We start from the raw sequence: 22,714 nt of genomic DNA, 5'->3' as shown, positions 1-22,714 counted from the left end.
ACCCTATTACACCCAATTTTCAATTTTTAAATCTTTTATACGTTCAAATTCTCTGACATTATTTGTAATCAAAGTCATATTTAACGATTTTGCATGCGCGCCTATCAGCATATCAAATGGTCCTATCAAATGATTTTTATCTTTCAAATCTTTTTTTATTATTCCAAATTCTTTTGCGGCATTCTCGTCAAAATGTTTTATACTCATTATCGACAAGAATTCCAATAATGCAAGTTGGTTTCTTTCTTTATATGAACTATCCGCATTTGCGTTCCCGAATTCCAATTCAGCTAATGTGATGGTCGATATATATAAGCCTTTTTTCCTATTCCGTTTTAATTTGCTTAATACAGTTTCTGTTTTTTTCTTAATAATATATATACATATATTGGTATCCAACATATACATTATAATTTTTCCCTTTTTTAATCTTTTCCTTGTAATCTTCCTTCGGACATAAAATCATCAGAGAAACTGTTTAATCCATGCATAAAAACTTCCCATTCTTTATCAGAAGGAACTAAAATAACAGCCTCGCCGACTTTTTGAACATATACGCTCTCTCCGCGAAATTTATATTCTTTGGGCAATCTTACAGCTTGACTTCTTCCATTAACAAATAATTTTGCGGTTTGCATTTTTCACCTCTTAATATAAGTATATATCGTGGTATATACTTTGTCAAGATGTAAAATTAAATAAAACTCTTTATTACTTCTTCCCGTAAACCAACTCAAGCATTTTTTCGCCGTAGCGTGTGCCTAGCAGTTGAAGCCCCTCGGAGCCAAAGTGAATATTATCGGGTTGCCCTTGACCTGTTCTGCCGGTGCAACCAACGGAACTGATTATCCATGCGTTAGGTACAATAGCCTGTATTTTAGCATTGCTTACAAGAGCGCCGCCTGTGTTTCCAGAGCCGCCGTTCCATGTTTGCCCAAGCAAAACAGGTATGGAGTTGGGCGCAAGTTTAAGATCGGCAAGAATATCATCATAGATTTCCTTAAAAAGCTCGTCCCAGTCGATATTGTCAAGCCCTGCACCGCTTTCGCCTTGATGAACAATTATGCCTTTTATTATTCCGCCCGCTCTTTGCGCAAGTTTCGCGTTTTGAATAATGGCGTCATACATATTCGCATAACCCGCGCCTTTATACCTGCTCATGCCCTGCATTTCAGTTTGGCTGGGTCTGCCGCCTAATGTGTTTTTGCCCAAGTAATAGTCATTGCCTTTTGTTTTGTGAAACGCCGCAAGAGCCATATCGCCGTTTGCTACAGCTACAACGCCGATAGTTATATCTTTTGGAATATTATTTACAATCGTGCGTCCAAAATAATCAATGGGAGTAAGTCCTATATTTAAACCTAAATAGTTTACCAAATTAGCATCGGGAATAATTAGCGGCGGAACAGCTCTGTACCATTCGCCTTTTGCTCTGGATTCACCAGCGTACCTGCCCGCAACTACGCCCATAATTTTAAATCGATCGCTTACGCCCTCTCTGTCCTGCGGACGAATCTGTCCCGGTCCCTGCATATTCGATTGTCCAAAAGCGATATAAACATGAAACTCACTCGTCCCTTCCGGCAAATCAACGCTGATGGGCGTTTCATCTTCCGTCGCCGTTTTCCCGCCACTTTTATTGCTACTTGCGCAAGCACAAAAAATCAATCCGATAATAAATAAAATTGATATAAAATAAAAAATACGGTTTTTCATAAATTCTCCTCTCTTAATATTAGATCAGTCTTTCAATTATTCATACTAATTTTAGGTAAATTCTATTGAAATTACCGCTATTTTAATATATTGTTTATAAATGAAGCGGAGGCTTTATGTTGATAGTTGATGGATTTTTTGAAAACGGCGTATTTGTACCAGAAGAACCTCTTACTACCATTACAGGTAGGCAGAGGGCTGTTTTGAACATTGAAAACACAACAGAAACGGACGATGAAAAACACGCAAAAAGACAAAAAGCGTTTCAACGTTTTTCGCAGTATAGGGGAATATTGCCTGACAATTTTGACTATAAAAAAGAATTGTCCGAATATAGAAATGAGCGTTATGGTCATATTAATTGATACAAATATTATCTTGGATTATCTAATAGCTCGCCAACCGTTTATGAGTAATGCGGATAAAGTATTAGATTTATGTTTCCAGCAAAAATGCAACGGCTATATTGCGGCACACAGCGTAACCAATATTTTCTATATTCTTCGCAAACGATTTTCTGTAAGTGAAAGAAAAAAGATTTTATTAGAATTATGCGAATTTATTGAAGTCGCCGGAATTCAAAGAAAGCAAATTATAGACGCGCTTGTCAATGAAAATTTTGACGATTTGGAAGACCGTCTACAGGTTGAATGCGCCAAAATGGTGAACGCTGATTACATTATTACTCGTAATATTCCTGATTTTTCCACTTCGCCAATACCCGCAATTTTGCCGTAAGATTTTTTTTAAAAAATTTAGTGCATGTTACATAAAATTAACTTCATGTGGTTTGTTTTTTTTACCAAGTAAAAACAAGATGTATACCCAAGAATTTTACTTGGGCATACATCTTATGCGAATTACTACCAAGAAGCAGGCGGCGTACTTGACGAAGTAAACACTATCCTAAAACTTCTACTGTCGTCAGAAGATCTAAGCCTGATATAGTATGTCTGCCCCGATGTTAATGACCGCTGGATATATGCAGTAGTGGTAGAAGAACCAGACAACCATTCTTCGCCTCCAACTTCATTACCGTTTGAGTCATATATCTGCAAGTACCATTTTGTCCCAGTATCAAAAAAATAAACATGAAAAAACTGCGTTGACGCGGTGGCGGTAAAGGAGAGCCATCGCACATCGCTTATTGTGGGGCAACGTCCTTCAACCCAAGTGTTCGGAGAAAACGTAACTACACTTGGAGGAATCAACCATTCATTAAACCCTATCTGGTATGTACCGTAGCCCCTGCTATCGTTGTAATACACTCTAATCTTTATATAGTACGTCTGCCCCGGTGTTAAAAATTGCCGCTGAATATATTTGGCAGTATTACTATACACCCCTGTTTCGCCTGACATCCCGAGACCGCTTGAGTTATATACCTGCACATACAAGCCTTCCAATGTCCCGAAATTAAAATGAATAAACTGCGTTGCATCGGTGGCGGTAAAGGAGAACCATTGCTCACCGTTTACGTCGATAGTACAGTCAGCCCATGTATCAAGGTTAAGCAGAGGAATGGGATTCGGAGGAATCAACCCCGCGGTAAACCCTATCCGGTACGTACCGCCGCTGTTGATGCTGGAAGGTCTAACCCTGATATAGTACGTCTGCCCCGATGTTACTGGAGGCGAGATATATTTGGTAGTAGTAATATTAGTTTCGGTTCCAACCACGTTACCGCTTGAATCATATACCTGCACATAAAAACCTCCCAATGTCCCGAAATTAAAATGAATGTACTGCGTTGACGCAGTGGCGGTAAAAGAGGACCATTGCACATCGCCCGATGTGGGGATATTGCCGTCTGCCCAGGTATTAAGGGTAAGCTGAATGGGGGTTAAGCCCGGAGGAATCAACCACGCGTTAAACCCTATCTGGTATGTACCGCTGTTGTTGTCATACGGTCTAACCCTGATATAATATGTCTGCCCCGATGTTACTGGACGCGAGATATACCATTGGATAAGAGAACCATTACTTAAATTTGTCTCGCTTCCGACCGCGTTACCGCTTGAATCATATACCTGCACATAAAAACATAAACAACGTCCCGAAATCAGCATGAATGTACTGCGTTGACGCGGTGGCGGTAAAGGAGAACCACTGCTCATCGCTTGATGTGGTGATATAACCGTCTGCTAATGTGTTTAGGGGAAGCGGAATGGCAGTTTCTTTGCTGTCTCCACCGACCGTAACCGTAAACGTGGCGGTTTTGTCCTGCAAAGTTACGGTAATGGTTTTAATTCCCGCCGTGTCGGAATTAAAACCACTGATATTATCAGCCGTAATTGTAACCTCTGTTATATCGTCGTCACTATAAGTCGCCTTTACGACCAAACCCGTAAGATCGATGCTTTCGCCGATTGCATAGAAAGTACGGGTCGGCGGTGTGGTTACCTCGATACTGACAAGGGTTGCGCCACCGCTGTCTGACGACGAACTGTCTTACGACGATGGATCGATAGTTGTTCCGTCATTGCAAGCGAAAAAAGAAAACCCGACTACCGCGACAAAGATAATTGCTAAAACTTTAAAAATGTTTTTCATAGAAAACTCCTAAAAATTGATTTATGTATAAAAAATCCGCTGTCAAAACCGACAGACGATGTTTTTCCGTGGATATTGCGTTGAAATAGTGATATTACGTCTTTTTTGCTGACATCGTTCGGGGGGGGGGGGCAATATATTGCACGCCGTTTAAGGCGTGTAGATGAACCAAATCCAAACGCCCCAGCGCCGAACAACGTACCCCAGATGAACAAAATGAGGCGAGCTTTAGCTCGCCGTTCGCGCTGCGGTCATAACGAGGTATGTAACAGTCTTTATAAATTTTTGTAATAGCGGGATTATTTGGAAATGTTTTACTTAACATAGCTGTTCTTTCGCTCATGGTAATATTTTACGTTTTTTGAGAAGTTTGTCAAGCAAAAATACCCACTGCCTCACGGTTAAATCATTTCCTAATCATTTCTCAACGCTTCCCAAGCCGTCTTAGCCGCTTCCTGTTCCGCGCTTTTCTTGTTTCGCCCCGTCCCTGCACCGTAAACTTTATCGCCTATACGCACTTCCATCCAGAATGTGCGGTCATGCTCTGGACCAGTGCGTTTCACCATAACGTATTCAGGGTAACAGTGATATTCGCGCTGGCAATATTCCTGCAAAACCGACTTATAATCTTTGTGGTAATTAGTGCCTGTTACTTTGTCAATTTCAGGCTGAATACAATCGCTTACAAAATCAAAAGCTGGTTTGTAGCCGGAATCAAGATATAACGCTCCGATTAATGCTTCAAGAGCGTCGGCAAGAATTGCTTTTTTTGTTCTGCCGCCTGACATTTCTTCGCCCTTGCCAAGCAACAGCATTTTATCTATTCCAAGATTTAACGCAATACTGGAAAGAATATCCTCGGATACAACTACAGCTTTTATTTTTGCCATTTCTCCTTCGGGTTTATCTTTGTAATTTTGATACAAAAGCGTAGCGCAAACCGCGCCGAGAATGGAATCACCTAAAAATTCGAGGCGTTCGTTATTTGATTTATTACCTGTTTCGTTGGAAACAGAACGATGCATAAACGAAAGATTTAGATTATCAATATTTTTAAATTTAAAACCGGCGGCTTTTTGGAAAGCCGCCAGTTTCTTTTTTCTTTCTTGAATGAGAACGTTTTTACTTTTGTTGGGATTTAATAAAATCGTATGCGTCTTTTACCGTCTCAAATTCATTGGCTTTTTCATCGGGAATATTGATGCCCATTTCTTCCTCAATGGCATAAACCAATTCATAGGTGTCTAAACTGTCAGCGCCAAGATCCTGACGGAATGACGCTTCCAGTGTGATTTTGCCCTCATCGACTTCAAGTTTTTCCGCGATGAGCTTTTTCATTTTTTCAAACAATTCGTCCATTTTTTTCCCCTTAATTAAACTTTAGAATCCGGAACAATTACCTGCTTGCCCCTATAAAAACCGCATTTCGGGCAAACTCGGTGCAAAAGAACCTTATTACCGCATGAACTGCAGTTTATCATTGTGGGCGCTGTAAGTTTCATGTTGATGGACTGCCGACGGCTCGTCCTGGCTTTTGATGTTTTGTATCTAGGTACTGCCATACTTTAACCTCTCTAACTATCTAATCAGATTAACAAAAATCCATGTTTTTGTCAAGACATTTTATTAAATTTTGTCAATTTAATACTGCTGTTTAATTATACTTTTCTTTTAACGCTTTGGCAACTAGCGGAGGGACCATTCCATGAAGATTTCCCTTAAAAGAAGCCAATTCTTTAATCGAAGATGACCGAATTACGAAAAATTCGGGATCTGTCGTCATAAAAATTGTCTCGATATCGGAGTCAAGGGTCTTATTCATCATTGAAAGCTCGAATTCATAGGAGAAATCCTCTATACCCCGAACCCCGCGAATCAGCAATTTTATGCCCATTTTCTTTAGATAGTCCACAATAAGGCAGTCGCATACGGTTACGGTTACATTTTTATGGTCTTTTACAAGTTCCCGTATCATAGAAGCCCGTTCTTCGGCGGAAAAAAGGTACTTTTTTTGCTTATTTTCGGCTACAACTACCACAAGTTCCCCAAAAAGGGACGCGGCGCGGCTAATTACATTAATATGACCCGATGTCGGGGGGTCAAAAGAACCCGGAAAAGCGGCTTTCACAAATGTAGCCTCCTGGCTTTAGCATAGTGAAATTTTACTCGATAATCAATAGAGAGCTATTTTGCCTGATTTTACTATGTTTTGTTGGAGATTAACCTATAATATGGAATTAATTGACAAATATATAAAAATAAGATACATTAACCTTATGGGAACAAAAAGGGGTCTTTTTATATTTTCTCTGGCAGTAATAGCGGTAATAACGGCATTTTCATGTAAATCCGATTCCGAAACTGTAAAGGGAAATACAGGAACCCATTCAAACAAGACTGAAGCTTTTGATCCCACAAAGGTAAGCCAGGCTAAGTATGTATCTACAAGAGATGAAGTGCAAAAATTTATAGAGCAGCAGAATAAATTCATAAGAGAAAGAAATTTTGACGCGTGGAGAAGCTCTTTATCTGATGAATACTTTGCGGAAATCTCATCAAAAGAAAATTTAAAACGAATATCTGATCAACCAGCAATGAAAACAAGGAGAATTGTATTAAGAACGGCTCAAGACTACTTTGATTATGTAGTTGTGCCTTCAAGAGCGGATCTTCGTGTTGACGAGATTGAATTTATAAGCGAAAACAGAGTTAAGGCTTTTACTATGATTACAAACAAAGCGGGCGAAGAACAGCGGCTTCGTTTGTATGATCTTGAAAAAATCGATAATTCATGGACAATAATCAATTAAGGAATGAAGGAGTATTAGTATGTTTTCATTAAAGCGATTTTCTATTCTGATAATAACGGCTGTTATTATTACATCAACCGCGGCGGCGCAAAACAACTCAAAAAAAGAGATGTCTGTTGAGGAATCTTATCTGCAGGAATCAATAGAAATAATGATTATCAGAGAAACCGCAAGAGCGTACACCAGGGAACAAAAATTAATAGCCCTGGAATATATCAACGAAGCCATTGAGCGCGGAAACACAAATGACGAAATACGCCAGACATTGGAATACCTTTCCAGAGAGGGAAGAATGAATATGGCGAGGGAAAACGGTCGTCTTATGAATAACTTCCCGGAAGTCAGACGGCAGTCGGCAAAGTATCTTGGAAAGATGGGTACGGAAGAAGCCAGAAAATCTCTCCTTGACATTTGTTCTTACGAAAATGAACCGATGGTCTTGCAGGAAGCGATTAAATCTCTTGGCGACATCGGAACAAACGAAAACAACGAAACTGTAACTCATATTGCATGGATCATGACTCGTTTTAACTCTACTAATCCCGATAACCTTATGGCGCTTGCCACCATTGACGCGTTTGAAAAAATTGCCAGAAAAAATAACGGCATAAGCGCTCCCGAAGTTCCCAGAGTTTTAAACCTTATCGCAGAGGGACAATATGTTACGCCGGTTAAGGAAAGAGCAAGACAATTATTAGCCGAATTACGCACGTATGGCAAATAATTAACAGCAAAAAGAGCGATGATTTTTGATTTTCTGTTTATTTTAAAACGGAAAAAAGTCTTCGCTCTAATCGGAGACAGCGGGACAGGCAAAAGTTTTCGCGCAAAACTTGTCGCGCAAAAATACAGAATAGATTTTATTATTGACGACGGTCTTTTAATAAAGGATAACCGTATATTAGCCGGTCATTCGGCAAAAAAAGAACATACATTCCTTGCGGCGGTTAAAGTCGCTCTTTTTGACGAGAAATCCCACAGAGATGAAGTCGCACGAAAATTGCAAAGCGAAAAATTTAAACGTATTCTGCTTCTTGGAACTTCCGAAAAAATGGTTCATAAAATAGCGGCGCGCCTTCAGCTTCCTCCTCCGCAAAAAATTATAAAAATAGAAGATATAGCCACACAGGAAGAAATAGACAGGGCATTAAGAACAAGGCGCATAGAAGGAAAGCATGTTATCCCCGTACTGTCCATCGAAGTAAAAAGAACTTATCCCAATATTTTTTATGAAGCTATAAAAATTTTCAAAAAGCGCGTCGCGCCGGAAGGAAACCCAAGAGACTTACTTGCGGGACTTGGTCCTGTCCCTACCATGCTTGAAAAATCCGTAGTGCGCCCTGAATATTCAAAACGCGGAAAAATAATTATTTCTCAATCCGCATTAAGTCAAATGGTTATTCACTGTGTTGATGAATACAACCCGAATATTAAAATAAAAAAAATACTTGTAAAAGATGCCGAAATGGGTTACAGGCTTGTTATAACCATAGATGTCCCTTACGGTATTCAGCTTGGCGGTAATATCCATGACTTACAGCGTTATATAATAGATAATATCGAACGTTACACAGGAATATTAATAGAAGAAGTTAATATAATTATAGATAAAATTACTGAGTAGTCTCCTCATTAGCTGATTCTGATTTTGGTTTTCTTCTGCGACGTCTTCTTTTGACGGGCTTCTCTCCTTCCGCCGCAGGTTTATATGGGATCCTTTTAATTGTTATTCCCTTAGCGGAAAGAAACTTTTTAATGGCGGATTCAAGCTCAAACCGAGGCGGATTCATGGGAAGCACAAAAGTACGGACGGCTTTACAAATATCTTTGTAGTTTTCAATCGGACCCTGTTTCCATTCGTATGCGCCTTCAAGGTAGTCGCGAAAAAGAGAAGATATAGCCTGTCCTCGCGGGTTTTCCCTTCCTTTTAAAGCCGTCATTGTTTGCAGATAACTTTTCCTGAAATTTGCATTCTTACGCATAAGTTCCGCCGCTTGCGGTTGCAGGTAAGAATAGAGTCCTATTTTATCCAGCATATCAACGATAGCGCCGGCTTTATCTGAATTAATAATTTTAAAAATTTCTTCCGTAAGCCGCGAAGGAGAAATTGTTTTAAGCAGGTTTGATTGGCTTGTTATTTTCATCTTTAAATTCAATGGAATAGTAAAACCAGTTGTCGCCGCGTATTTTACGGCGCGGATCATTCTTACAGGATCGTCCGTAAAAATATCAGAAAGATTGATTATATTTTTTACCTGTTTGTTTTTTATATCCTTCATGCCGTTTACATAATCCACGACTATTTGCTGTTCGGGATCATAAAAAAGAGCGTTCATTGTAAAATCGCGGCGAAGAACATCGTCCTCTATTGTTCCGAAGGTATTGCTGGTATGTCCGTCTTTTAAAGAGCGGAAGGTAGCAACTTCAAAAATTCTTTCGCCGAAATAAACATGAACTAGACGGAAGCGTCTTCCTATAATTCTTGAGTTGCGAAAGATTTTTTTAATGCGGGTGGGACTTGCGGCGCTTACAATGTCAAAATCTTTTGGTTTCTTCCCAAGTATTAAATCCCTTACCGCCCCTCCTACAATATAGGAATCGTAGCCTGAGTTTTTTAATTTTTTTATAATGTCTATAGCTTCGTTATCGACATCGGCGAAATTTATCCCGTGTTCATCGCGCGTGTAAATAATCGCTTTTTTTACCGGTTTACCGTTTTTTCCGGTTGAATATCTGTATCTCATTCACAATGTTTGTTTATCCATGAAAGAAGATTATCCATTACTTCCTCACGGTTAGTTTCGTTTAATGTCTCATGCCTGGCTCCCGGATACAGCACAAACTCGCAGTCATTTATTCCCAATTTTCGGTACTCGTCAACTAAAGCGGTTGGGCTTTTACTCATATCTCCCACCGGATCAGCGCTTCCCGAAAATACATACACCGGTAAAGAGCGTTTTATCCTTGCCAACGCGTCTTGACGGTGAATGTTATACAATAATTTTACAAGATCTCTGTAGAACCCTGAAGAACACAGAAATCCGCATAATGGGTCATTTACATATTTATCTACTTCTTCTTCATCGCGGCTAAGCCAGTCATATGCGGTGCGATTTGGCTTAAACGGTTTGTTATAAGCTCCATCTGCCAACGACATGGCAAAACGGGAAACATTACGCTGTCCTTTTAATGTAGCTATAAGCATCATTAACGGCACTCCCGCCATTATCATAAAATCACCTGGTCCTTTTGTACCCGATAAAATACATCCGTTAATTATTAAATTGTCTGAATATTCCATATAATTTTGTACTATGAACGAACCCCATGAATGACCTAAAAGGAATAAGGGGACATTCGGTATTTTTTTATGGATTTCATCGTTAAGGGCATGAACATCAGCGGTTACGCAGGCTATGCTGTTATTGTCGCCGCAATGCCCTAATAACCCTCCCTTTCCAAGCTCATTTACGTCGGTGTTAGCGGTTTTGCCGTGTCCGCGCTGATCCGCCGCCCACACTTCTATTCCTGACTGAGTTAATTTTTCAGCAAGGCGACGGTAACGAAACGCATGCTCCGCCATTCCATGAACTATATGCAAAACTGCCTTACATCCTTGTTCAGGCGACCAGCGATAAAGGTAAAGTTTAGTCCCGTCGTGGCTCTCAAAGTAACTTTCGTCCTGAAGCATAACTAATTGTAGCGGATAAGGGTGTTTATTACAATAATAGACTTGTTCGAAAACCCAGTTGTTTTCCGAACAACTCTGATTATCTTTTAAAAACAGCCAGACTTTCTATGTGAGCTGTCTGCGGATAGAAGTCAAAAAAGACAAGTTTTTTTATTTGATATCCGCCATTTGTCAAAATTTTACTGTCGCGGGCAAGGGAAGCGGCGTCGCAGGAAACATAGGCGAGTACAGGCGGTCCCTCCCGCGCCAATGCCTCCGCCGTCTTCGGCGCAAGCCCCGCCCTAGGCGGATCAACAACGGCAAAGCCAAACGAGTCTTTTCGGCGCAACAGATCGTTCTGCCAATTTGTGTCGCGGACTGCGAAAAACTCAGCGTCGGTTCCTCTTAAATTTTCCCTCGCAAGGCTTACAGCGGTTTTGTTTTCTTCCGCAAGAATTATTTTAGGAAAACTTTCTTTTAAATAAAAAGAGAATGTCCCTACGCCGCAGTATAAATCTGCCATAGGCTTATTGGTATCCGCATCTTTGGCAATTACGCGAATCTCTGTAATTAGTTTTTCCAGCATGAAACAGTTACTCTGAAAAAACAAACTTGTATCAAGAGAAATTTCTTTTTCCAGCAATTTAATTTTTCCCTTCTGTTTGCCGCCTTCGCTTAACAAAACATCGTCTTTGGAAAATACCGTAAACCTGTCTTTTTCTATCGGAATGGGTAATTTGTTTTCTTCATTTTTTTTACCTTTTGGGACATTTAAAAGTTCTCTAATACCCGCAACAGCTATAGGGCAATCGTTAATTTGTATTACTTCCCCGCTCTTGCGTCCCATAAGAGCGTATTGGTGTATTTCACTGCCTTTTACTTTTTGCCTTAAACAATGAAACTGCATTCTGTTTCGGTACTCCCATTGCGGCGAAGAAACAACTTCCGTCTGTGGCGGTTGTAATCCTCCAATCCTCACAAGCGAATCTTTTAAAATAGCGGTTTTTACAGAAAGTTGGGTTTCATAATCAATATGTTGAAGATTACAACCGCCGCATTTGCCGTAAAAAGCGCAAACTGGCGGTATACGCGAAGGAGACGGCTCGATAATTTCCAATAATTCCGCCCTTGCCCATGTATTATGTTCCTGTACAATACGGCAACATACAGTCTCATTTGGCGCGCCGCTTTCTACAAAAATAGGCTTACCCTCAAGACGACCTAGCGCGTCTCCCCCAGGCGCAATACCTTCAAGGCGTAATTTGTATACATCTCCAATTGCCATTAAATGTAGTATACTTAAAATAATGAAACTTTTCCTTAAATATTGCGCTTTATTTTTCTTTTCCGCTGTCTCAGCTTTTTCTCAGGGCAACACCCGCGAGCAGGGTCTTGTAACAAGCGACCCTTTCTGGCGGCAGGCTTTGGGCGGAGCGGTGCTTTCTTTGCCTTCTGTTCAGGCGCAGTCTGCGGTTGTCGCCCTTGACGGCGGAAGCATTAGGGCGTACTCTACGGCGGGAAAATCACTGTGGAACTATTCGGCAAGGGGGAAAATAAGCCCTTATGTTACGCGCTCAAGAGAAGGGTCAACTTATTTTTCTAGAACTAACGGCATTTTAATTACGGTTAACCGCGCAGGACGCGAATTATGGCGGCGCGATTTGGGTTCCGCTCTTTGCGCCGGAGTGGTTACAGGTTGGGACGGCAGATTGTTTGTTCCCATTGAAAAAAAGATTCTTTGTTACACAGCGTCGGGAAATCTTTTATGGACAATAAGATTTGAAGCGCCGTTTTCTATCGCGCCAAAAACGGATCACGGAGGCGGTATATTTTTCGCTTTAAACAATAACGAAGTTTACCATATTGATCATTTTGGGAGAGCCAATAAATGGACGCTTCAAAATACTCCAGCCGTTCTTGTTTCAACGGCGCAAATGCTTATTTATGCTTTTTACAAAGACGGAACAATAGAAGCAATAAATGCGGCGAAAAGCGAAAATCAGTCTTCATTAAATAAAAATAATTTTCTTGAGTTTCCAAAACTTCCTTCCGCTCCGCTTGCGGCAATAGAAAGAAATGGCAATATAGCCGTTACCATGAATGACGGAAGAATAGCGTTTATATCAATAAATAAAAAAGAAATAGTTTGGTTAGGCGACAGCCACATAAGAGAAATGATTAAAACAGGCGGAAGACCAGAGATGGAAGCAGAAATGCTTTTTGATGAAAGGGGAATTTATGTTTTAAGTAAAAATGGAGCGGCGGGTTTTACCGCTGACGGCAGAAGGCTTTGGTTTACAAACTTGCAAAACGCCGCCGCAATACCCGCTTTTGGAAACGACGGAGTATTATATTCAGGCGGAAAAGACTGGATTCTTTATTCATATAAAATAGAAGATCGCGCTATGCCGGTAAAAAATGCCCTGTATGGACCAATACCGGAAGGTAATTATGGAATGGGACGCCCGTTAATTCCTGACAAGTTTGATATTCCTTTTAACGAAGAAGAAAAAAAAATAAAACTTGAACAAATTACTCAGGGAATAAACTCAGGCAGAGTCGGAGTAAATGAGCATGAATGGACGTCTTTCTTGCTTACAGTTTCCGCAGGACAGGATCATATTACTCTGCGAATTGACGCTATAAAACTTTTGGGAAAAATAGGCTCACAGGAAACAATTCCCTGGCTTGTAAATATTTTTAAAAATGATAATGAGCCATTAATAAGATCGGAAGCCGTAAAAGCAATAGGAAGCATAGGAGTAGATCCTCAGGGAATTGCGATTCAAACATTTTTACAGTCGTTAATTTACGACGGTAGCGTAAAAGATGATCAAATACTGACATCAATAGCGGTGGCAACTGGTGCTTTGTGCCGTTTTTCAGGACCGCCGTTAAGCGAAACGGGCATCAAAATACTGAATATGTTATGCACAGCCGATCAGCCTCCGCCGGCAAGGAAACAGGCAAAGAAAGAACTTGATTCTCTTAACGGAAAATAAGCGGCGGTCTAATAGCGGACAAGCTCATACCTTAAAAATATTTTCAATCTGTTCTTTACCGGGAAGCCTGTAAACATCAAAGTCTCTGTCTATGCTGATAATTTGACGGATACCGGTTTTTTCCGCAGTAATAACAAGAGTTGCATCGGCAAAATCCATAGGCAGACTGGAGTATTTATCTGTCAGTTCTATAAGACGCAGTAAATCATTTTGATTTATATCGCTGATAATTACTCCCTTGTACATCACCCACTCGTAAAAATCCCGCTGTACCGCAGTATTAAAATCCAGCATGTGGGAAACTTCCGTAAACACGGCAACCGTACTTACATACCTAAACGGGTTCTCCTTAAGAAAAGAACATATCTTGCGATGGTGTTTATCGCTTGAGTCAAAAAGAGCAATAAGAGGACCTGCGTCTATAAGAACCGAATCTACCAAGCATTCATCCTGTCTGAAAGTTTTTTCTTAATCCGTTCTTTATAGGTAACAGAGCGGTCGCCGTCTCCGGAGCCGTATTTGCCAAAAACCTTCTCGCCCAGAGAAAATGAGTCTATATCGCCTTCCTCACGGTCGTAATACATTTCCAGAGATTTAATGATAACCTCGGATTTTGTCATATTTTTAATTCTGGCAAGGATAAGGAGCTTATTCCTTATTTCTATGGGAAGCCTGGCAGTGGTAATAACCTCGTTAATAACATAATTTGCTTTCATATTACAGATTGTAATACAAGGGCAAGAAAAAGTCAAGGGGTTTTGGGGATTTTTTGACATTTTTTTTAGCTTTAAAAACGGCTAATTATCCTGAAAATTTGCCTATAATCGCTGGTATCGAGACAAAAGTGCCAATAGAGCTACCCAGACTGGAAAAGAAAAACACCAATAACGCTCTTGTAATCCTGTTGCGGTAAACGCCTTTAATGCTTGTCGCGTCTTCCGTCATTTGCTCAACATCAGAGACTCGCGGTTTTTTTAACGCAACTTGAACAATACCGGATAAAATTCCAACGCCGATAAACGGGTTTAGCGAAGTTATCGGCGCGCCAAGAAAAGACACAATAATCGCAAGCGGATGACCAAGGGCGATGATTGCGCCTAAAGCCGCAAGAGAGCCGTTCCACAATACCCACTGAAGCATCATGGAAAGACCAATCCCCGCTCCAGCGCGATAAAAACCGGCGGCTACAAGCGCGACAACGGCGGCAGGAATAATAAATCGCGCTATTTTGGAAAACAAACCCGCCGGAGGAATTTTTTCCAATCCGCTTACATCTGTTGATTCTTCGCTTTTGCTTAATTTTTCCAGATATGTTTTAATACCCTGAATATGCCCCGCTCCCATTACCGCGATAATTCTTTGATTTGTTTTATGCTGTACGGACGCCCATATTTTCGCGGCAAGATAGCGGTCTCTCTCATCTATTAAAACTTCTTTAACTGCGGGCAAGTAATTTGCAAGCTCGCTCATCATGCCGTCAAGCTCATTTTTGTTTTTTAATTCTTCTATTTCTTTTTCACTTAATTTTTCCGTTGTAAAAGCGCTCGCTAAAAGAGAGGCTAATAATTTTGCCTTGCTCCAGAAACCGCAGCGCGACCACGCTCTGCTTAAAGTTGTTTGCACCTCACGGTCGCAAAGACTGTATGATAATCCCATTTCCTGAGCGGCTTGTACCGCCATTTTCATTTCTTCGCCGGGTTTTACTCCTAACTCGTTTCCAAGACGGCGTTGAAAACTAGCCAAAACAAGATTCGCTATTAAAAGAAATCCTTTGCCTTCTTTAAAAACTTTTGTCAAGTTAAGTTTTTCCCAGTTATCATTTTGCGTGATTGAATTATACCGCGCTTGATCAAGCTCTACGCAGACCATATCGGGTTTTTCTTCACAGATAATATTCCGCACTTCTTCAATGCTTTCGCGTGAAACATGCGCTGTCCCTATCAGTTTAAATTCATTTCCATTCAACAAAACTATCGTTGTATTATCGCTCATTTATCCGCCTTTACGCCAAGACCGCGTTCAGCAATCATCATTTCGTTTAACTGCCATTCTACCGAACCTACCGAATTAAGATTTTTAACCATTAAATAATATTTGTCCGCCAATGTTTTATTTCCTCTGATGTCATAAAAAGAGGCAAGATAAAAAAGCATTTGCGATTTTGTATAAAAGTTTTTTTCATTTTCTACAAGTGTAACTACGCTGGAATCGCCTGAAAGATCATGATAAAGCCTTATAACGGCGTATTCCGTCGTATCTCTTGGAACTGTACGAAGCACTTGCGCCAAAAATTGTTTTGGGTCTGTTTGTCTGCCGGCACGCATCCAGTTTATTGCGGCTAAAAGCGCATAAGAATATTCTTTTGGCGCTTGCTTGTAAGCGGCAAGAAAAGCGTCTCTTGCCGCCGCCCACTGTTTATTTCTCATTTTAAGAACGCCAAGCGCCTCAAATCCAAAATAATAATCCGATTTTAACGTTACCAAAACAGAATAATCTTTTTCTGCGCCTGCATAATCGCGTAACTCGTCTTTTATAGCGGCACTGTAAATATACGCCATAAAAACATCAGGTTCAATTTCTATAGCTTTGTTAAGATATTTTAATGCTTCCTGCTTTTGGTTCATTTCCATTAAAAGTTCTCCGCAATCAACAAGCACCATATAATTATCCGGTTCAATTGCAAGAGCCGCTTTTAAATCTTCAAGCGCGTCATTATTAAAACCTGCGCTTTTATAAAGTCTTGCCCTTTCATGAAGCGGTCTTGCCCAATCTTTATATATCGTTGCGGCGCGGTTTAAAAGACGTTCTGCGCTCTTTGGCTCTCTTGTATACCGATAAATTACCGCTCTGCCTACTAAAGCCTCTCCGTTATCGGGTTCTACGGACAGGACTTTGTCAAAATAATTTGATGCAACGCGCAAGTTTTGGTTTTTAATGTTTATATTAGCCAAATCATTCAGCGCTCTTACATTGTTCGGCTCAGTCGCAATTACTTTGTCAAGAAACGCCCGCCTGTCTTTTTCTTTGCCTTCAATAGCGGCGGCATCGGCAAGTATCATTAGGGCTTGCGTGTTTTTAGCGTCGGCGGCTACAATGGCGTTTGCTATCTTTTTAGCGTCGGCGGTTCTGCCTGCGGCGTTCAAAATTGTAGCCCGCATAATAAGAATATCAGTAGTTTCTTGGCGTTCTGGCGGCAGTTTGTCAAACAATTCCAGAGCTAAAGAATATTCCTTACGGGCAAGATGACCAGCAACCTTTGCAAGAATGGCTTCTGTATCGTTTTGTTGACTCCAAATAGAGGGAGAAAGCCGTAAAATAAGAAAAAACAGCAATAGCCAACGGGGAAATGTACTGCTTCCATTGAATTCTATTTTCATGTTAATATATAGTATACAATAATCAATAAATCGGCAAGTTACATTAAAAGCCGTGTTTTACCAAAGGGGTTGATATATTTTATGAAAAAGCCTTTAGCATCGCGAATAATCGGTCTTGCATCGCTTTATTGCATAGTATTCTGTATATTGGTAATTTTACAATTTTCCAACATGGGAAGTTTCTCTGTTTCGACAGGAGGAATGAGCATAAGAGGGCGTTACCTTGAAAAACAACAATCAGCGGAACAGGAAGCGCAGGATATTACAGGCGGTGTAAAAATCTTCTACGGCGGGCTTGATTTTTCATTAAAAGAAGAACGAGGAAAAGGTCTAATTCTGACAGGCGTCAACGGAACAAATATGCCGGTAAACCCGCAAAAGATGCTACTAAGCGATAATTCAGTTAATTTTATTTTACCCGAAGGAACAATAATTTCTTTTAGCTCAATTAGTTCCGCAAGCGGACAGGAACTGCATATTAATGCGGAATTTGCGTCAAATATTTCCGAAATTACAATACCGGTTTCTCCCCGCCGTTCTTCCCTTATAAAGGATTCAGGACAGCTTGGAATTATGTACAGCGGTATGCGGTATGTTTTTAGCAGTTTGGGACAAGAGTTGGAAAAAGGCTACCTTACGCTTTCAAGGGACAGCTCATTTATATCTTATAGATCTAAAGGCAAACACAGAGCGTTTGATCCGGCGGATTACATAATTACGCAGGTAGGTAATTACGACAGTATTTTAAAAAATTGGCAAACCGAAAATTACAACCGCTGGAATCAAAACACTGCAGGTTTACAGTATGAAGATGATATAATCGCATATAGCGCACAAGCGCTTTTACGCGGCAATTATGTAAACGCGATAGAATCAATCCCCGTCAATTTTATAAATAGTCCAAAACAAAGTTATAGATCGGCTGCATTTGTCGGAGGAACGGCAAATGCGTATCGTTCATTAGTTTCTTATGAAAATGAAAAAAACAGTTTGATTAATCGTTTAGTAAAAGAAAAATCGTTAGCCCTTTTAAAGGAAGAACACATTCTTGATTTCCTTTTTACAAGGAATAATCTAGTCCTTGCAAATGAAGTAATCAACATAATTAATAACGCCAGTCCTGATATGTTAGTTTCCGATTATTGCCCGGGGCTATTGGAAGTTTATTATGATTTAAAACGATGGAGAACCGATTCAACTAACCCGATTGAACATCTGACAAGTCAGATGCTTTCGCTTATTTCAGATAATTTAAACCGCGACGTAGATAAAGACGCCGTTTATGCGTCAAGTCAGGAAAGTAATAATTCCGAATATAGCATGAGACTTGGAAAAGCTTTAGTTTTCTGGGCGGAGTCAACTCAAAATACCGAATGGGCGGGGATAGGGCGTTCCTTGATTATATCGGCAGTTACAACCGGAAACGCCGGAAGACTCCACAATATTTTGAATCCTACGGATTATTACCCAAGAGCGTCATGGCTTACAAATGAGGGAATTTGGGCGTGGACTGTTTCTCCGACTGCCAGAGCATATTACTCCGCAGACGGCAATCTTAACGTCTCTGTTTCTTTTCCGGCAAGCATGGCTCACTTTATTATTATTCGCGGAGTGCGTCCTTTCCTAAGAATTCAAATTCACGGCATGGACTGGAGAACAGACAGCCAGTTTGAACGTTACGACTCATCGGGGTGGGTATACTATCCTGAAGAGCAAACTCTTATACTAAAACTCAGACATCGTGTAACTACGGAAAACGTAAGAATAATTTACAGGGTAGTGGAATCTATCGAAGAAAGTTCCGAAGCGGGAGCGATTGTTGAATAAACGTGAGTTTATCCTTTTACTTGCGGGTATTTTGGCAATAATATTAATAATAGTATTATGCTGTATTCTTTTTAAATGCGAAAAAAAAGATACTCAAGTTCTGCAGATTGAAGAACCTGTAATTGCCGAAGAAACAGAAGAAGAAGCCGCTATTATTGAATCTGAAATCAAAAAGCAGGCTCTTGAGTCGCGTACGGTTTCCCGTCCGTTATCATCGTTATCCGATTTAGGCAGACTTCGAGGAATGGGCGTGCTTGTTTCAGAGATTGATCCCGTCAATTTTGAAAACCCTGATCTTGATATTTTAAAACAGCTGGGCGCAGACCCCTATTTAATTTCTTACTTAGCGGGAGAGCAATTTTACCGTAATTCCGATTTTGATAAAGCTATTTCGGAATTTACAATGTCAATAAACCGTTATAGCGGATTTGCGCAAAGTTATATATCACGCGGAAACGCGTGGTTGAAAAAACGCGAATACAATCGTGCCATTGACGATTATACACAAGCTATAAAACTTGACGGGAAAAAAGCGGAAGTTTACAACTACCGAGGATTTGCCAGAGCGGAATTAGCCGCAAGAAACAAATTTAACGGAATGAATCTTGCTATAGAAGATTATACGCACGCAATTTCGATAAATCAAAAATATGTTGACGCTCTTGTAAATCGCTCTTATGCATATTATCAAACGGGAGACTTTACGCGAACAATAGAAGACTGCGACAAAATTATCGCCCTTGAACCGGCAAATGCGGTAATTTGGAACAGGCGCGGAAGCGCATGGTACGCAAGAGAAGACGATGATAAGGCTATAACGGATTTTTCGCAGGCAATAAAAATAAAAAGCGATTACGCCGTCGCATGGTACAACCGCGCAAACGCATGGTACAACAAACATGAATTAGACAAGGCTCTTGCGGATTTAAACAGATGTCTTGCCATAAATCCCTTATTCGCTGATGCCTATACAAGCAGGGGAAAAATCTTTCAATTTATGGGAAACAACGAAAGCGCCGCCGCGGACTTTGATTCTGCAAAGCGCCTGCAACGCTGACCGCTTTTAAACGATCAGCCTATTCAATCAGCTTATCCAAGCCTTCTTTAAACAACCCGTCAAGTTCATTGCGTATTTGTTCTTTTACGCCGTTAGGCACTGTATTTAAATTAGAAAAATAGCGCAAAACGCGAATCCCTTCCGGAGCCAGCGGAGGACCCGAAAAACGGCAAAGTTTGGCAATTGAAGACGAAGCCGCCAATACAAGCTGAGGATCATTATTTGGATTATTCGGCGTAAGCAGGTAATTATATGAATAGAACGATCTTCCAGTAGGGTCTACACCAATAACGCCAATCGCGTCGGCGCAGGCTCTGCGTACAGACGGCTCTGGGTCAACGTCGAATATATTCCAAAGGAAAGGAATAGTTTCCCTTGAACCGACAAGAGCCAATAATTTTAAAAGCCTGATGCGTTGTTCTGGTTTAACTTCCGGGCGTACTCTGGAATAATGAGGATTACCAATAAAAAAGCCTACCATCTCCATAATATACGCGACATAAACAGGTTCATTTTCTCCGATTTGTCCGCTTTGAATAATAGTCGCTATTTCTTCGTAGGTTCTGTCTTGTTCAATATCATGGTAACGGCTGGGCTGTCCAACCCACGGCGAAGGAGGAGGGTTACCCATTCCATAATCGCCTTCAGGCTCAGGACCATAAAATTTATGACGCGGAATACTCCGCTCTTTTACGTCAATTTTGTAAACCCGTAGTACATTATCCCTTCCGCAGGCATAAAGTATACCTTCATCACTTAAACCCGGAATACCCGAACATTCAAAACTCAACCTATGTACAAAACGACGTCTTCCTTCGGGAGCAAAAGAACTAACGCCGTGTATCGTTAATGTATAAATACCTCTTTCATCAAACATCATCGCTGTTTGTTCGGAGGAAATATTACCTGTTCCTCTTTCTTCTGTAGCTTCATGGCTGTTTTTTGTCCAAATAACATTGCCACCGGCATTAAGACACAGAACTTTTCCGTCTCTCAATGTTACGACAAAACGATCTTCCCTGCTTGCGGCGGCTACAGGCTGTCCAGGCAGTCTTCTTAAACTTGATTTTGAAAGCCTGCTTCCTTCTTTTGCTTTTTCATTAAGGACTATTTTTTCCATTTCGCCTGATTGATACATAAGCGCATAACTTTTTTTCTCTCCTTCATCTAAAGAGACAATTAAAACAGGAATCCTGTCCAACTTAATGCGTTCTGTTTGGCTAAATTGACTTATTTTAATAAAGTCCATATTTTGAAGAACTGTCGCCGCGCTTCCCGTTCTGTCAAGAATAGGAGGAAAAGCTATCGGACTTCCCAAATCTATTGTCCAAAGAGAATGTCCCGACGCTGTGCGGCAAGTCATTACGGAATTAACGGAAATATAGAGTCTTCCGTCCCAACCTACAACAGGCGGGTGAGTAATAGGTCTGTCAAGTTTTAAGCGCCACAGTTCCCGTCCTACGCGATTTATTGCCATAAAAACACCGTCGGTATTGCAAACATAACTGGCAGCTTCATAAGAACGCGCAATATGCGGAACGGCTGTCCCTCTGGCGTTAAAATCCCAAAGAGGCGTACCGCTCATAAAAAATGACCTAACGCTTCCTTTTTCTCCCGCAAGAACAACAGAACTGGCTTGCAAGTGCGGAGTTCCACGAATTGTATCATTAATTTGCGTATCCCAAACCGGCGCGGCTCCGACAAGAACTTTTTCCATGTCTACTTTATCTGTTTTCTGCGCTGTTTTCTGTTGCGCCGCCAAGCCTGTCAGAGAAAAAAGAAAAAATATCATCATATTAAAATAAACAATTCTGTTCTTTATCATTTTATCTTCCTTACTAACGGATTTTTATAAACTGCGAAAAACCAATAACAGCGGCAGGATAAACCGAAGGTCCGTCAAAATTTCTGCCGCATAACAACGAGCCGTTAACTATTTCAAAAGTTGTTTTATCGGCGTTAAACACAATACTTATGCCTTTAATATCAACTTTTGTTTGTTCCGACACAGTCTCCTCTAATTCCAAATTGACGTTTATTACCGCATCTATTCTGATTTGCCGTGAATTAACTGTTATAATCCTGTTCGCGTATCCCGCATAGGAATAATCGCCTTTTCCGTATCCTTCGTAGCGCAAGGCGTTATTTTGTTTGTGTTCCCATGTATCAAATCTTTCCACGCGCGCGCTTCTGTCAGATTTAAATTCCACAATGCATACTACAGGACCGTCAGGCATATTGATAGTAGACTGCCATGTCCCAAGCAGATAATTAGGCAGGGGAACTCTTTCAACAGCCTTGGCGCAGAGCGTGGTAATGGAAATACCGTTTACCGTATTTCCCTGCTCAAAATATTCATTTAATGTTCTCTTGTTGCCAGCGCTTAATGTTGACGCCGACACAACATACTTACCGCCACTTTTGGAAAGCGTACCTCGGATAATATATTCAGCCCCTGACGGATCCACAACGCTGAGAGTTCCCCATGAATTTAATTCTGAAATTACCTTATTTGTTATACTTGCGGCATCTGCGGCTGTAACGCCGCCTCCCGCAATGTCAAAGGCGGCAACACCCACAACTGGAACCCTTTGGGCGTAAACCGCGCATAAAGAGGCTAAAATAAACATAAAAAATAATAAAATACTTCTTTTACGAAAATACATATAAATATTATAGCATGATTCTTAAAAGAATCCAAC

At 40.7% G+C, this 22,714-nt stretch carries 27 protein-coding genes; 9 read left to right on the top strand and 18 right to left on the bottom strand.

Annotation, left to right across the window (positions count from 1 at the left end):
• Positions 1–6: 6 nt before the first annotated feature.
• The 3 genes from vapC to ACYVTD_RS00405 form a co-directional block, all read right to left on the bottom strand.
• Positions 7–402, bottom strand: coding sequence for a type II toxin-antitoxin system tRNA(fMet)-specific endonuclease VapC (gene vapC, locus ACYVTD_RS00415; RefSeq protein WP_461245798.1), 396 nt, complete (start codon positions 400–402; stop codon positions 7–9).
• 23 nt (positions 403–425) lie between these two features.
• Complete coding sequence (gene vapB / locus ACYVTD_RS00410; RefSeq protein WP_461245797.1) at positions 426–638, bottom strand: type II toxin-antitoxin system antitoxin VapB; 213 nt, start codon at positions 636–638, stop codon at positions 426–428.
• 73 nt (positions 639–711) lie between these two features.
• A complete protein-coding gene (locus tag ACYVTD_RS00405; protein WP_461245796.1) occupies positions 712–1,716 on the bottom strand; it encodes a sialate O-acetylesterase in 1,005 nt (334 codons plus the stop codon).
• A 116-nt stretch (positions 1,717–1,832) separates the two neighbouring features.
• Here ACYVTD_RS00405 and ACYVTD_RS00400 point away from each other — a divergent pair, with 116 nt between their 5' ends.
• Together ACYVTD_RS00400 and ACYVTD_RS00395 are read left to right on the top strand one after the other, a co-directional pair.
• A complete protein-coding gene (locus ACYVTD_RS00400; protein WP_461245795.1) occupies positions 1,833–2,081 on the top strand; it encodes a hypothetical protein in 249 nt (82 codons plus the stop codon).
• Positions 2,082–2,124: 43 nt separating this feature from the next.
• Positions 2,125–2,454 carry a PIN domain-containing protein gene (locus ACYVTD_RS00395; protein WP_461245794.1) on the top strand — a complete coding sequence of 110 codons (330 nt, stop codon included), beginning with the start codon at positions 2,125–2,127 and terminating at the stop codon, positions 2,452–2,454.
• 125 nt (positions 2,455–2,579) lie between these two features.
• On the opposite strand, the gene ACYVTD_RS00390 is transcribed toward ACYVTD_RS00395, so the two are convergent.
• Together ACYVTD_RS00390 and ACYVTD_RS00385 are read right to left on the bottom strand one after the other, a co-directional pair.
• Complete coding sequence (locus ACYVTD_RS00390) at positions 2,580–3,785, bottom strand: hypothetical protein (protein ID WP_461245793.1); 1,206 nt, start codon at positions 3,783–3,785, stop codon at positions 2,580–2,582.
• Positions 3,739–4,125, bottom strand: coding sequence for a bacterial Ig-like domain-containing protein (locus ACYVTD_RS00385; RefSeq protein ID WP_461245817.1), 387 nt, complete (start codon positions 4,123–4,125; stop codon positions 3,739–3,741). The genes ACYVTD_RS00390 and ACYVTD_RS00385 overlap by 47 nt, the downstream gene beginning before the upstream one ends.
• Here ACYVTD_RS00385 and ACYVTD_RS00380 point away from each other — a divergent pair.
• Positions 4,112–4,282 (top strand): hypothetical protein, encoded by a 171-nt coding sequence (locus tag ACYVTD_RS00380; RefSeq protein ID WP_461245792.1) that lies wholly within the window; start codon positions 4,112–4,114, stop codon positions 4,280–4,282. The two genes, ACYVTD_RS00385 and ACYVTD_RS00380, sit on opposite strands and share 14 nt — an antisense overlap.
• Before the next feature lie 400 nt (positions 4,283–4,682).
• On the opposite strand, the gene rnc is transcribed toward ACYVTD_RS00380, so the two are convergent.
• From rnc to coaD, 4 genes are all read right to left on the bottom strand, one after another.
• Complete coding sequence (gene rnc, locus ACYVTD_RS00375; protein ID WP_461245816.1) at positions 4,683–5,360, bottom strand: ribonuclease III; 678 nt, start codon at positions 5,358–5,360, stop codon at positions 4,683–4,685.
• 31 nt (positions 5,361–5,391) lie between these two features.
• Positions 5,392–5,628 carry an acyl carrier protein gene (acpP, locus tag ACYVTD_RS00370; protein ID WP_461245791.1) on the bottom strand — a complete coding sequence of 79 codons (237 nt, stop codon included), beginning with the start codon at positions 5,626–5,628 and terminating at the stop codon, positions 5,392–5,394.
• Positions 5,629–5,642: 14 nt separating this feature from the next.
• Positions 5,643–5,831: a 50S ribosomal protein L32 gene (rpmF, locus tag ACYVTD_RS00365; RefSeq protein ID WP_461245790.1), complete on the bottom strand. Its 189-nt coding sequence runs from the start codon at positions 5,829–5,831 to the stop codon at positions 5,643–5,645.
• Between the two features lie 92 nt (positions 5,832–5,923).
• Positions 5,924–6,397, bottom strand: coding sequence for a pantetheine-phosphate adenylyltransferase (gene coaD, locus ACYVTD_RS00360; RefSeq protein ID WP_461245789.1), 474 nt, complete (start codon positions 6,395–6,397; stop codon positions 5,924–5,926).
• Positions 6,398–6,500: 103 nt separating this feature from the next.
• Here coaD and ACYVTD_RS00355 point away from each other — a divergent pair, with 103 nt between their 5' ends.
• Genes ACYVTD_RS00355 through ACYVTD_RS00345 form a run of 3 tightly spaced genes read left to right on the top strand, consistent with a single transcriptional unit; the run spans position 6,501 to position 8,703 of the window.
• Positions 6,501–7,079: a hypothetical protein gene (locus ACYVTD_RS00355; RefSeq protein WP_461245788.1), complete on the top strand. Its 579-nt coding sequence runs from the start codon at positions 6,501–6,503 to the stop codon at positions 7,077–7,079.
• Between the two features lie 19 nt (positions 7,080–7,098).
• Complete coding sequence (locus ACYVTD_RS00350) at positions 7,099–7,803, top strand: HEAT repeat domain-containing protein (protein WP_461245787.1); 705 nt, start codon at positions 7,099–7,101, stop codon at positions 7,801–7,803.
• An 18-nt stretch (positions 7,804–7,821) separates the two neighbouring features.
• The gene (locus tag ACYVTD_RS00345; protein ID WP_461245786.1) at positions 7,822–8,703 is read left to right on the top strand and encodes a hypothetical protein; all 882 of its coding nucleotides are present in this window, start codon (positions 7,822–7,824) and stop codon (positions 8,701–8,703) included.
• On the opposite strand, the gene pcnB is transcribed toward ACYVTD_RS00345, so the two are convergent.
• From pcnB to ACYVTD_RS00330, 3 genes are all read right to left on the bottom strand, one after another.
• Positions 8,693–9,823 (bottom strand): polynucleotide adenylyltransferase PcnB, encoded by a 1,131-nt coding sequence (gene pcnB, locus ACYVTD_RS00340; protein WP_461245785.1) that lies wholly within the window; start codon positions 9,821–9,823, stop codon positions 8,693–8,695. The two genes, ACYVTD_RS00345 and pcnB, sit on opposite strands and share 11 nt — an antisense overlap.
• Positions 9,820–10,770 (bottom strand): lysophospholipase, encoded by a 951-nt coding sequence (locus ACYVTD_RS00335; RefSeq protein WP_461245784.1) that lies wholly within the window; start codon positions 10,768–10,770, stop codon positions 9,820–9,822. Before ACYVTD_RS00335 ends, pcnB begins: the two co-directional genes overlap by 4 nt.
• A gap of 79 nt (positions 10,771–10,849) precedes the next feature.
• On the bottom strand, positions 10,850–12,034 hold the full coding sequence (locus ACYVTD_RS00330; protein WP_461245783.1) for a class I SAM-dependent RNA methyltransferase: 1,185 nt from the start codon (positions 12,032–12,034) through the stop codon (positions 10,850–10,852).
• A 22-nt stretch (positions 12,035–12,056) separates the two neighbouring features.
• On the opposite strand from ACYVTD_RS00330, the gene ACYVTD_RS00325 reads away from it, so the two are divergent.
• Complete coding sequence (locus ACYVTD_RS00325) at positions 12,057–13,751, top strand: outer membrane protein assembly factor BamB family protein (protein WP_461245782.1); 1,695 nt, start codon at positions 12,057–12,059, stop codon at positions 13,749–13,751.
• A gap of 24 nt (positions 13,752–13,775) precedes the next feature.
• Here ACYVTD_RS00325 and ACYVTD_RS00320 read toward each other — a convergent pair whose 3' ends face one another.
• From ACYVTD_RS00320 to ACYVTD_RS00305, 4 genes are all read right to left on the bottom strand, one after another.
• Positions 13,776–14,192 (bottom strand): type II toxin-antitoxin system VapC family toxin, encoded by a 417-nt coding sequence (locus ACYVTD_RS00320; protein WP_461245781.1) that lies wholly within the window; start codon positions 14,190–14,192, stop codon positions 13,776–13,778.
• Positions 14,186–14,467 (bottom strand): CopG family transcriptional regulator, encoded by a 282-nt coding sequence (locus tag ACYVTD_RS00315; RefSeq protein ID WP_461245780.1) that lies wholly within the window; start codon positions 14,465–14,467, stop codon positions 14,186–14,188. Before ACYVTD_RS00315 ends, ACYVTD_RS00320 begins: the two co-directional genes overlap by 7 nt.
• 85 nt (positions 14,468–14,552) lie before the next feature.
• Positions 14,553–15,743 (bottom strand): TraB/GumN family protein, encoded by a 1,191-nt coding sequence (locus ACYVTD_RS00310; protein ID WP_461245779.1) that lies wholly within the window; start codon positions 15,741–15,743, stop codon positions 14,553–14,555.
• Entirely contained in the window at positions 15,740–17,128 is a 1,389-nt protein-coding gene (locus ACYVTD_RS00305; protein ID WP_461245778.1) for a tetratricopeptide repeat protein, read from the bottom strand. The genes ACYVTD_RS00310 and ACYVTD_RS00305 overlap by 4 nt, the downstream gene beginning before the upstream one ends.
• An 81-nt stretch (positions 17,129–17,209) precedes the next feature.
• Here ACYVTD_RS00305 and ACYVTD_RS00300 point away from each other — a divergent pair, with 81 nt between their 5' ends.
• Entirely contained in the window at positions 17,210–18,955 is a 1,746-nt protein-coding gene (locus ACYVTD_RS00300; RefSeq protein ID WP_461245777.1) for a hypothetical protein, read from the top strand.
• Positions 18,948–20,012, top strand: coding sequence for a tetratricopeptide repeat protein (locus tag ACYVTD_RS00295; protein WP_461245776.1), 1,065 nt, complete (start codon positions 18,948–18,950; stop codon positions 20,010–20,012). Before ACYVTD_RS00300 ends, ACYVTD_RS00295 begins: the two co-directional genes overlap by 8 nt.
• A gap of 19 nt (positions 20,013–20,031) precedes the next feature.
• Here the strand turns inward: ACYVTD_RS00295 and ACYVTD_RS00290 are convergent, their stop codons facing one another.
• Both ACYVTD_RS00290 and ACYVTD_RS00285 read right to left on the bottom strand, forming a co-directional pair.
• A complete protein-coding gene (locus tag ACYVTD_RS00290) occupies positions 20,032–21,837 on the bottom strand; it encodes a hypothetical protein (protein ID WP_461245775.1) in 1,806 nt (601 codons plus the stop codon).
• A gap of 13 nt (positions 21,838–21,850) precedes the next feature.
• A complete protein-coding gene (locus tag ACYVTD_RS00285) occupies positions 21,851–22,678 on the bottom strand; it encodes a hypothetical protein (RefSeq protein ID WP_461245774.1) in 828 nt (275 codons plus the stop codon).
• Between the last annotated feature and the right edge of the window lie 36 nt (positions 22,679–22,714).

It is taken from the genome of Treponema sp. R6D11 (assembly GCF_054786075.1).
The sequence above is the reverse complement of the archived record's forward strand: the minus strand, read 5'-3'. Positions and strand labels throughout refer to the sequence as shown.

Bases quoted from the DNA above. Each gene is read 5' to 3' on its own strand.
- vapC (WP_461245798.1), bottom strand. From the start codon at position 402: ATGTTGGATACCAATATATGTATATATATTATTAAGAAAAAAACAGAA.
- vapB (WP_461245797.1), bottom strand. From the start codon at position 638: ATGCAAACCGCAAAATTATTTGTTAATGGAAGAAGTCAAGCTGTAAGA.
- ACYVTD_RS00405 (WP_461245796.1), bottom strand. From the start codon at position 1,716: ATGAAAAACCGTATTTTTTATTTTATATCAATTTTATTTATTATCGGA.
- ACYVTD_RS00400 (WP_461245795.1), top strand. From the start codon at position 1,833: ATGTTGATAGTTGATGGATTTTTTGAAAACGGCGTATTTGTACCAGAA.
- ACYVTD_RS00395 (WP_461245794.1), top strand. From the start codon at position 2,125: ATGAGTAATGCGGATAAAGTATTAGATTTATGTTTCCAGCAAAAATGC.
- ACYVTD_RS00390 (WP_461245793.1), bottom strand. From the start codon at position 3,785: ATGCTGATTTCGGGACGTTGTTTATGTTTTTATGTGCAGGTATATGAT.
- acpP (WP_461245791.1), bottom strand. From the start codon at position 5,628: ATGGACGAATTGTTTGAAAAAATGAAAAAGCTCATCGCGGAAAAACTT.
- rpmF (WP_461245790.1), bottom strand. From the start codon at position 5,831: ATGGCAGTACCTAGATACAAAACATCAAAAGCCAGGACGAGCCGTCGG.
- ACYVTD_RS00355 (WP_461245788.1), top strand. From the start codon at position 6,501: ATGGAATTAATTGACAAATATATAAAAATAAGATACATTAACCTTATG.
- ACYVTD_RS00350 (WP_461245787.1), top strand. From the start codon at position 7,099: ATGTTTTCATTAAAGCGATTTTCTATTCTGATAATAACGGCTGTTATT.
- ACYVTD_RS00345 (WP_461245786.1), top strand. From the start codon at position 7,822: ATGATTTTTGATTTTCTGTTTATTTTAAAACGGAAAAAAGTCTTCGCT.
- pcnB (WP_461245785.1), bottom strand. From the start codon at position 9,823: ATGAGATACAGATATTCAACCGGAAAAAACGGTAAACCGGTAAAAAAA.
- ACYVTD_RS00335 (WP_461245784.1), bottom strand. From the start codon at position 10,770: ATGCTTCAGGACGAAAGTTACTTTGAGAGCCACGACGGGACTAAACTT.
- ACYVTD_RS00330 (WP_461245783.1), bottom strand. From the start codon at position 12,034: ATGGCAATTGGAGATGTATACAAATTACGCCTTGAAGGTATTGCGCCT.
- ACYVTD_RS00325 (WP_461245782.1), top strand. From the start codon at position 12,057: ATGAAACTTTTCCTTAAATATTGCGCTTTATTTTTCTTTTCCGCTGTC.
- ACYVTD_RS00315 (WP_461245780.1), bottom strand. From the start codon at position 14,467: ATGAAAGCAAATTATGTTATTAACGAGGTTATTACCACTGCCAGGCTT.
- ACYVTD_RS00310 (WP_461245779.1), bottom strand. From the start codon at position 15,743: ATGAGCGATAATACAACGATAGTTTTGTTGAATGGAAATGAATTTAAA.
- ACYVTD_RS00305 (WP_461245778.1), bottom strand. From the start codon at position 17,128: ATGAAAATAGAATTCAATGGAAGCAGTACATTTCCCCGTTGGCTATTG.
- ACYVTD_RS00300 (WP_461245777.1), top strand. From the start codon at position 17,210: ATGAAAAAGCCTTTAGCATCGCGAATAATCGGTCTTGCATCGCTTTAT.
- ACYVTD_RS00290 (WP_461245775.1), bottom strand. From the start codon at position 21,837: ATGATAAAGAACAGAATTGTTTATTTTAATATGATGATATTTTTTCTT.
- ACYVTD_RS00285 (WP_461245774.1), bottom strand. From the start codon at position 22,678: ATGTATTTTCGTAAAAGAAGTATTTTATTATTTTTTATGTTTATTTTA.